At 60.6% G+C, this 9,511-nt stretch carries 7 protein-coding genes; 5 read left to right on the top strand and 2 right to left on the bottom strand.

What is annotated here, in order from left to right; genetic code table 11:
- Positions 1-190: 190 nt before the first annotated feature.
- Positions 191-1,909, bottom strand: a complete 1,719-nt coding sequence (locus U1140_RS03340) for a long-chain-fatty-acid--CoA ligase (protein ID WP_369846049.1) — start codon at positions 1,907-1,909, stop codon at positions 191-193.
- Between the two features lie 355 nt (positions 1,910-2,264).
- Between U1140_RS03340 and U1140_RS03335 the strand changes: the two genes are divergently transcribed.
- From U1140_RS03335 to U1140_RS03315, 5 genes are all read left to right on the top strand, one after another.
- Positions 2,265-3,635 (top strand): MFS transporter, encoded by a 1,371-nt coding sequence (locus U1140_RS03335; RefSeq protein ID WP_369846048.1) that lies wholly within the window; start codon positions 2,265-2,267, stop codon positions 3,633-3,635.
- 111 nt (positions 3,636-3,746) lie between these two features.
- Complete coding sequence (mshA, locus tag U1140_RS03330) at positions 3,747-5,111, top strand: D-inositol-3-phosphate glycosyltransferase (RefSeq protein WP_369846047.1); 1,365 nt, start codon at positions 3,747-3,749, stop codon at positions 5,109-5,111.
- A 27-nt stretch (positions 5,112-5,138) separates the two neighbouring features.
- Positions 5,139-5,978 (top strand): phosphoglyceromutase, encoded by an 840-nt coding sequence (locus U1140_RS03325; protein WP_369846045.1) that lies wholly within the window; start codon positions 5,139-5,141, stop codon positions 5,976-5,978.
- Between the two features lie 5 nt (positions 5,979-5,983).
- Positions 5,984-7,582 (top strand): ATP-binding protein, encoded by a 1,599-nt coding sequence (locus U1140_RS03320; RefSeq protein ID WP_369846043.1) that lies wholly within the window; start codon positions 5,984-5,986, stop codon positions 7,580-7,582.
- A gap of 207 nt (positions 7,583-7,789) precedes the next feature.
- The gene (locus U1140_RS03315) at positions 7,790-8,485 is read left to right on the top strand and encodes a response regulator (RefSeq protein ID WP_369846041.1); all 696 of its coding nucleotides are present in this window, start codon (positions 7,790-7,792) and stop codon (positions 8,483-8,485) included.
- Between the two features lie 62 nt (positions 8,486-8,547).
- Here the strand turns inward: U1140_RS03315 and U1140_RS03310 are convergent, their stop codons facing one another.
- On the bottom strand, positions 8,548-9,483 hold the full coding sequence (locus tag U1140_RS03310) for a DUF3109 family protein (RefSeq protein ID WP_369846040.1): 936 nt from the start codon (positions 9,481-9,483) through the stop codon (positions 8,548-8,550).
- Between the last annotated feature and the right edge of the window lie 28 nt (positions 9,484-9,511).

The raw sequence follows: 9,511 nt of genomic DNA, 5'->3' as shown, positions 1-9,511 counted from the left end.
GGGCAAGCAAGGGGTGACAGGGGGCAGGTACGCAGAGACGAATAGAGATGCGTAGGGGAGAACGAAACCAACTTGGGCGCAAAGAAACAAAACGGAGCGTCGCCCGGGGGATTCCCGAGCCACGCTCCGGTAATTTACGCTTTGATATTTGCGACAGCGTCGAGGTGCGGCCTCGGGCTAGCGATCTAGCCTAGCTCTCATCCTCTAGGCGCTTCAGCAGGTCAGCCTGCACCTCGCGGCGGCGGATTTTGCCCAGTTGGTCTTTCGCCAGATCCTCGAAGTGATAGAAGGTGCGCGGTACCTTGTATGGAGTCAGCCGTTCCTTGGCAAAGGCGCGCAGCCCCTCTGGGTTCAGCTCAGCGCCGTCGCGAAGCACCACGCAGGCCACGACATCTTCGGCACCGTCGGAACGCGGACGGCCCACCACGGCACACTCGACGACGTCGGCATGACTCAACATGGTCTCTTCCACCTCGCCCGGATACACGTTGAATCCACCCGTGATGATGATTTCCTTGATGCGCGAAACCAGCCGGATAAAACCATCTTCTTCCATGATTCCGACATCGCCGGTGCGGAACCAGCCATCATGAAACGCTGCCTCGGTGGCTTCCGGGTTGTCATAATAACCGTGGAAAACCTGTGGGCCGCGGGCGAGTAACTCGCCTTCCTGCCCGTCGGGAAGCGTCTCATCCAGGTTGTCCGGGTTGGCGATGCGCACCTGCGTGTCCGGAAACGGCACGCCAATATAACCTGGGCGGCGGTCCTCGCTCATCGGGTTGCCCACCAGGATGGGGGAGCATTCTGTGAGGCCGTAGCCTTCCACCAGCAATCCGGAGGTGGCGCGCTCCCAGTTTTCCACGGTGTGCACCGGCAGGGTTGAGGCCCCGGAGAAAGCATTGCGGATCTTCGACAGGTCGATGCCTTTGTCCTCGGCTGCCTCGATGATTTTCTCGTACAGCGGTGGCACGCCCGGGATCCATGTCGGCGGGTGTTTTTTCATAATGTCCATCAGCAGCGGAATCTGCGGCGACGGCAGCAGCACCATCTCCGCACCCAAAAAAGGCCCCAACGTGCCGAAGAATGTCAGACCATACGCGTGGAACATGGGTAGCGCGCCCAACAGGCGTTCGTGCTGGTCGCCCAGGCCGGGCACCCAGTGCTTGCCCTGCAGGATATTGGCATACAGATTGCCGTGGGTCAGCTGCGCGCCTTTCGGGCTGCCAGTGGTACCGGACGTGTATAGAAGCAGCGCTGGGGTGTTCTTGTCGACGCCGTCGGCAGGGGTGAAATCGTGTGCGGAACCGCCCATGGAGCCGTCGGCAAGCACGGAAAACGGCACGGTATTCGGAGCTGGGGCGGTCAACTGCTTGCGGGTTTCGCGGATTTTCGGCAGCGGAATGCGCAGAGCCAGCTGTTTGAACTTCGGCATAGCTTCGATCATGTTCACCGAAATGATCGTTTCCAGCGCTAAGTTGCGATCCTGGCGTAGCTTCTCCACCGTTTCCGCGGCCTTATCCCAGACAATCGCCACACGGGCGCCATGGTTGACGAACGGATCGTGCAACTCGTGTGCCGTGTAGAGCGGGTTGTGCTCGACGACGATCGCGCCCAGCTTGAGCACAGCATAAAACGCGGCCACGTGCTGCGGGCAGTTCGGCAAAATGAGCGCGACACGATCGCCCGGACCGACGCCAAGGGAGCGTAGGCCAGCGGCAATGCCACGCACCTGCTCATCAAGCTCGCCGTAGGACATGCTGCGGCCGAAAAACCACGTCGCTGGCTTGCTCCGGTTGATTGCCAAGTTGTTGTCATAAACATCCAGCAAGGTCACGTTGCCGTAATCGAGCGTGTGTGGGGTAGATGGCGCGTAATGCTGCAGCCATGCCTGTGATTCAAAAGCCGACATAGAAACTACTGTGCTTCCTTATTGACGTGGTGGGTTTTCGGGTGGCCGTCTTCGGTGACCGAGGGCCCGCGGATGGGCGGGCATCCGAACTGGAATAAGACTGGGTCCAGTGTACTCGGCTCTGCGTGCGCTCTGTGTGTGCTCTGTGTGGAATCTTTGCCTTGCTTTCGTCTCATTATTTAAGATATATTCCCAATCCGTGGGAAAACTAGTGGTGCCACCGGGGCTTCAACTCGGGACCTAGCGCCCACATGACCGGGCACTCAGAAGACCGAACACTCAGAAGACTGAGCAGCCAGAAGACCGGGCACTCAGAAGAGATGGGCAAGACAGAAAGAAAGGTGCAGGGCAAACGATGACCTCACAGACGAACACCAGCGACAGGCCGACGAAGCGGCCGGTGGATAAGACCACCCGCCGGCGCATTATCGTTGCCTCGACGGTTGGCACAACCATCGAGTTCTATGATTTCTATGCTTATGCCACGGCCGCGGTCGCGGTGTTTCCCTACCTGTTTTTCCCGAAAAACGAAGATCCCACGGTCGGCCTGCTGGCGTCGTTCGCGACCTTCGGTTTGGCCTTCGTTGCTCGTCCGCTGGGATCGGTGGTCTTTGGCCACTTCGGTGACCGCGCCGGGCGAAAGGTCACGCTGGTCGCATCCTTGCTCACGATGGGCATTGCGACGTTCATCATCGGCTTATTGCCTACCTATGCCTCCATTGGCATCGCTGCGCCGGCGCTGCTGGCGTTGATGCGTTTTTGCCAGGGACTCGGCCTGGGAGGTGAGTGGTCCGGTGCTGCATTGCTCGCCACCGAGAACGCCGAGCCAGGCGCCCGGGCACGTGCAGCCATGTGGCCACAGTTGGGAGCGCCGTTCGGATTCATCCTGGCGAACGGGCTGTTTTTGGTTCTCGTGATGACCATGGGGCACGAAAACGGCCAGACCGACGGTGCGTTCATGGAATGGGGCTGGCGCATTCCATTTTTGCTTTCGGCGGTGATGGTGATCGTTGGCCTGTACGTGCGCTTCAAGCTGGAAGAAACCCCAGTGTTTAAGGCAGCGGTCGATAGCGGTAAGAAGGCGAATTCGCCGCTGCGCGAAGTATTTAAGACCGCCTGGCGCCCAATGGTTCTGGGCACCGCCGTGATGCTGTCGACTTACACGCTGTTCTACTTGGTGACCACCTGGATCCTTTCCTACGGCATCGCTGATCCCGCGAGATCCGCCGGGTTGGGCATTCCGTACGTGACCTTCTTGAAGATGCAGCTGTTTACCATCTTGTTCTTCGTCGTCGGCGTGCCATTAGCAGGGCGTTGGGCCGATCAGATTGGTCGTCGGCGCTTTTTGGGCATCGTCTCGGTGTGCATGTTGGTCTTTTCGGCAACCTTCGGGATCTTCCTTACTCAAGGCAGCGCGACGATCGCCAGCGTGACCGTGTGGTTGGCCATAGGCATGTTCCTGATGGGGCTGATCTTCGGGCCGATGTCGGCAGTGTTGCCGGAAATGTTCCCGACGAACGTGCGCTACACCGGCTCTGGAATTTCCTACAACGTCAGCTCTATTTTGGGTGCTGCGATCGCGCCGTTTATCGCTACGGCGCTGGTCAACTCGAATGGCGTGGGCAGCGTGGGGGTCTACCTCGCGGTGGTTACCGGGATTACCTTGGTTGCGGTCTTCCTGATGCGCGAAACCAGGGATATCGATATGCGCCAGGTTGGCTCCTAGCGTAGGTCGAGACTCAGCCCAGGGTGAGACTCAGCCCAGGTCGGGTCCCAGCCCAGATCCGGCCCTGCAGGAGGTTGTCACCTTCGCGAGGTCTGGCCTTAGGATGCATGTATGCGCATCGCCATGATTTCTATGCATACCTCGCCCATCGAGCAGCCGGGAATCGGCGATGCCGGGGGCATGAACGTCTACGTCTTAAATATTGCCCGCCAGCTCGCGAAGCAGGGCATTGGCGTCGATATCTTCACCCGCGCCACCCGCTCCTCGCAGCCGGAGGTCATGCAACTTGCCGAAAACCTTCGCGTTATCAACATCATCGCGGGCCCGTATGTCGGGTTAGAGAAAGAGTCGTTGCCAACGCAGCTAGTGGCCTTTACCGGCGGCATCGTGCAGTTCGTCAATAAAGAGGCCCGCCGGCCCGAAACCGCCCACCTCGGCCAATCCGGTAAAACTGGCCATACCGGTCAAACCGGCCAAGCCTCCCACCCCGGAACCGCCTGTCAATCACCCTACGACGTCATCCACTCGCACTATTGGCTTTCCGGCCAGGTCGGCTGGCTGCTGCGCGACCTGTGGGGCATCAGCCTCATCCACACCGCCCACACGCTTGCGGCGGTGAAAAACGCCTACCGTTCGGCGGACGACACCCCCGAATCCGAGGCGCGCCGCATCTGCGAACAACAGCTCGTCGACAACGCCGACACCCTCGTCGTCAACACCGACGAAGAAGCCCGCGACCTCATCGGTCACTATGATGCCGAACCATCCAAGATCGTGGTGGTCCCGCCAGGTGCCGACCTAGAACTGTTTACCCCGGGCACAGACCGCAACACCGAACGTTCCCGACGCGAATTGGGCATCCCATTACACACGAAGGTCGTGGCCTTCGTCGGCAGGCTGCAGAAATTCAAAGGCCCCGAGGTGCTCATCCGCGCCACCGCCGAGCTGTTTCGCCGCGAGCCTGATCGCTGCCTGCGCGTGGTTGTCTGCGGCGGCCCGTCGGGAAGCGCTGCCAGCCCCGATTACTACCACAACCTGGCGCGCGAACTCGGCGTCGCCAAGTGCATCCGCTTCATCGACACCCGCCCGCCGGAAGAGCTGGTCTCGGTCTACCAAGCCGCCGATATCGTGGCGGTGCCGAGTTATAACGAGTCGTTCGGGCTCGTTCCCATGGAGGCGCAGGCTTGTGGCACCCCCGTGGTCGCCGCGCGCGTGGGTGGGCTGCCGATTGCGGTGGCTGACGGCGAAACGGGCACGCTTGTCGACGGCCACGACCCCGCTGACTGGGCCGATGCGCTAGCGGATCTGCTGGACGACGATGACACCCGCATCGCCATGGGGCAAGCCGCGGTGGGTCACGCTGCGCAGTTTTCCTGGGCGGCGGCCGTCGACAAGCTCGTCGACGTATTCCAGCACGCCATCGCTCGCGCCGATAGCGAATCCGGTTTGCGTGACCGGCAAGCCAGCGGCAATTAAGGGCGATCTCGTGGCATGCTAGAAGGCATGACTGGATCTAATTCTGCTCCTAATACTGACCCGAATGTGGCCTCTTCATCTGCGGCCGCTGGCAGCGCCGATGCCAGCAACAACGGCAAGCTCATCTTGCTGCGCCACGGCCAATCCACCTGGAACGAATCCAACCAGTTCACCGGCTGGGTGGATGTGGATCTGACCGCCCGCGGCGAGAGCGAAGCGCGCCGGGCCGGCGAGTTGATTGCTGCTGCCGGGCTGAAACCCGAGGTGGTCTACACCTCGTTGCTGCGTCGTGCGATCCGTTCGGCGAACATCGCGCTGTCGGCGGCTGATCGCCACTGGATCCCCGTTGTCCGCAACTGGCGTATCAACGAGCGCCACTATGGTGCGCTGCAGGGATTGAACAAGGCGGAAACCCGCGACAAGTACGGTGAGGACCAATTCATGTCGTGGCGCCGTTCCTACGACACTCCACCGCCAGAGCTTGCCGACGACTCCCAGTACTCCCAGGCCGGCGATCCGCGCTATGCCGACGTGGAGAACCCGCCGCGCACCGAATGCCTGAAAGACGTCGTCGCCCGTGCGATCCCGTATTTCGAAGCCGAGATTTTGCCACGCCTGCGTGCGGGACAAACCGTCCTGCTGGCCGCACACGGCAACTCGCTGCGCGCGCTGGTCAAACACCTCGACCAGATCTCCGACGAGGACATCGCCGGCCTAAACATTCCGACCGGCATGCCATTGGTTTACGAGTTCGCCGCCGATGGCACCATCGCCAATCCGGGTGGGCGCTACCTTGACCCAGAGGCAGCCGAGGCCGGCGCTGCAGCCGTGGCTAACCAGGGCCAGGCTAGCGGCGAGGTCAAGTAGCACTCGTGACGACGACGCAGATCGTTGCGCTCACCGTCGTGGTGACGCTGCTGGTGGTAGCGGTGCTGCTGGCGGCAGGCGTTGCAGTGGTGCGCAAGCGGCGGCGTCGTTCGGGGCACGGGCCCGAGCGCCACGGTGGGGCACATAGCGGCGGCTACCCCGGAGCTCGTTCTGGTGGCCACGACGGTGGCCAAGGTGCAGCGCACTGTGGATCCCATAAGCGGCAGCAGGGCGCACAGGACCACCACGCCGAGGCGTCCGACGAGGCTGGAGTTGCCGCGCTGATGCAATCCAACCAAGTCGTGACCGTCGGGCAGATGCTGCACCTGGTGATTCAGAGTTCGCCTACGGGCATCGTGGTGCTCGACCGCAATGGTGATGTCATGCTGTCGAATAACCGGGCCCACGAGATGGCGCTGGTGCACGCGCGAACCGTTGACCAGCAGGTGTGGCGGGTGGCCGCGAGCGTGTTCGACGATGAGGAGAAAGAAAACCGCTTTCTGGATTTGGCGATGTCGAAGCGTCGCACCGGTAATCGGATTTCTCATGTGCGAGCACTGGTAAAACCGCTCACGCTTGTCGACGACAGGTTCGTGGTGGTGTACGGCACTGATGAGTCTGAAAACGTGCGCATGGAATCGGCGCGCCGGGACTTCGTCGCCAACGTATCCCACGAACTGAAAACCCCGGTTGGTGGGATGGCGCTGCTGGCCGAGGCATTGCTGGGTTCACCCGATGATCCCGAACACGTCGCGCATTTTGGCAAGCAACTGCAGCGTGAAGCCACGCGCATGGCCGATATGGTCAACGAACTGATTTCTTTGTCGAAGTTGCAGGGCGCTGAGGCTCTGCCAGAAATTGAGCCGGTCTCGGTGAATGACGTCATCCGGGCTGCCGTCGAGCGTAACCAGATGGCAGCGGAGAATCACGATATTGCTTTGCGCACTCCGGCAGCGTGTGGGGTTGGCGACGCTGAAGATAGCACTGGTGCCCGCGACGGCGGTGATGGTATTGGTGCTCGCGACGGTGATAGTGCTGTCGGTCGTGATGGTGGTAGTGCTGGTGGTAGTGATGGCCGGCGTGCTGGCGGGCGTGCTGGCAGTAGTGATGGTGATGCCGGACAGGCCGGCGATGGCACCGAACGCTTGGCGAATGCAGAGCTTGCGCCGTCGACAAGCGCAGACGAGCTTGATTCGGGCATATTCGTGGAAGGCAATAGAAACCTCCTGGTCACGGCTGTGTCGAACTTGATCTCCAACGCCATTAACTATTCGCCCGATGCCACGCCCGTGACGATCAGCTACGAGGCCGTATCCGCGGGGGAAGTTCGCATCCACGTGGCTGACCAGGGAATTGGCATTGCAGCTGACGATCAACAGCGGGTTTTTGAGCGTTTCTACCGGGTGGACAAGGCGCGTTCCCGCCAGACCGGCGGTACTGGCCTGGGCCTGGCTATTGTGAAACATGTCATCGCGAACCATGGCGGCAATATCAGCCTGAGCTCGGAACTGGGCGAGGGCACGACCTTCACCCTGGCTTTGCCGCGGTATCAGGGCGACGGCCGGGACGGCGACGGCGACCAGGAAGACGCGGGCAGCGCTTAATCCGGAGCTGGCGCGTTATTTCTCATTCGTCGGATACGGGGCGCGCCGGACGCCGTGTTATAGAATCACTCGTATGACCAATGAGAAGTGATTCGGAGCACTACGTCGTCAGTGGCCAGCCCGCCAGTCTGCTAGCCCGCTAGATAGCAATTCAGACACAATTAAGTCAGATACACATACTCACCGACACATGAAGGACAAAGCCCCATGGCTACTGTTTTGATCGTTGAAGATGAAGAGTCGTTAGCCGATCCACTGGCGTTTCTTCTTCGCAAAGAAGGATTCGAGACGGTGATTGCAGCCGATGGGCCGAGCGCGTTGTCCAAGTTTCAATCCGAGCGCGTCGACATCGTGTTATTGGATCTGATGCTGCCTGGCATGTCTGGCACCGAGGTATGCAAAAAGATCCGGGCTACCTCGCAGGTGCCGATCATTATGGTGACCGCGCGTGATTCGGAAATCGACAAGGTGCTCGGGCTGGAACTCGGCGCCGACGATTATGTGACCAAGCCATATTCCGCCCGCGAGCTGACCGCACGGATTCGCGCGGTGCTGCGGCGTGGTGCCGATCCGCAGGAGACCGATGCCGAAGGCCCGTCCGACAACGTACTCGAGGGCGGACGCGTGCGCATGGACGTCGATAGGCACATTGTCTACGTCGACGGTGAGGCTGTGCCGATGCCGCTGAAAGAATTCCACCTGCTGGAATACCTGCTAGAAAATGCCGGCCGTGTGCTGACTCGTGGCCAGCTGATCGACCGCATCTGGGGTTCGGATTATATCGGTGATACTAAAACCATCGACGTGCACGTCAAGCGCTTGCGATCCAAGATTGAGCCAGAACCTTCACGGCCGTCCCAACTGGTGACTGTGCGGGGGCTGGGCTACAAGTTCGACGCTTAGAAGTTCGACAAGTTCGCAGCCTATAAGAACGGCCACAGAGAAGTCCTGGCCCAGTTCGCCGCCTAATGGCTGTGTGTTGTTCCGCCTGCGGCCGCCGGGGCCGCCTGGGCTTCCCGCGTTGCCGGATGCAGTGGTAAGTCTACGCCGGCATCGCGGGCGTTTTGGCGTAACTGGCAATGCTCGACCAACACCTCGTAATTGCGCCTTCCCATGACCGCGGTGAGCTCTTCCCGGTGTGTCTTCCATACCGGTTCGCCGGTGGTGTGACACTGCGGCGCTGACGAACACCACCAATCGAAATCTTCGCCACCGTTGCCCCAGGCGCGCCGGTCGTATTCGCTAATCACGGTGCGCAAAATTTCCACCCCGTCGGTGCGTGTCTCGTAATCCTCATGTCGACGAATCGGCACCTGCCAGCACACCTCCGGCTTGACGACGGTTAATTCCTCACCTTCTGCCATCGCCCACTGGTGCAGGGCGCAACCTGCGCCAGTTTCCCACCCATGACGGTTCGCGAAGATACAGCCGCCGTCGACAGTTCGGGTTTTCAATGACGGCTCCATCTCGCCGTCGTCGTTTTCTTCCTCGTCCCAGACCAACCAGGGTTCCAACTCGCCAGCTGGCGCTACACCCGAGATGTGTTCATCGGTAGTGCTAGGGCGTAGTTGCCAATATTTCGCGGGCATTTCGGCGACGGCGTCGAAAAGCTGGTCCTGGTCGGTTTCGTCGGCAAGAAAAGCCCCGTGGGTACAACACGCCACGTCGGTGATGCCTTCCCGAATGCCAAAGCACTCCGGCGTGCCAAAACGGCAGCTGTAGTGGGATTCCACCCAGGTCAGATCGACGGAAAAAATATGCTCCGGATCGTCTGGGTTGGTGAATTCGAACCACTCCCGAGGGAAATCCGGGGCGGTTTCGCGGCCAGCACGAATAGACTTCCCAGCCGGCGACATTGCAGGAAAACCAAGGAAAACAGAAGAAGAGCGTGCGTGATTCACACCTAGACACCGTAGACCGTTTAGGCTA

Origin of the sequence: Corynebacterium drakensteinense, assembly GCF_041224285.1 — a bacterium.
Classification (GTDB): domain Bacteria; phylum Actinomycetota; class Actinomycetes; order Mycobacteriales; family Mycobacteriaceae; genus Corynebacterium.
Note: the sequence above shows the minus strand (reverse complement) of the source record. Positions and strands in the feature narration are given on the sequence as shown.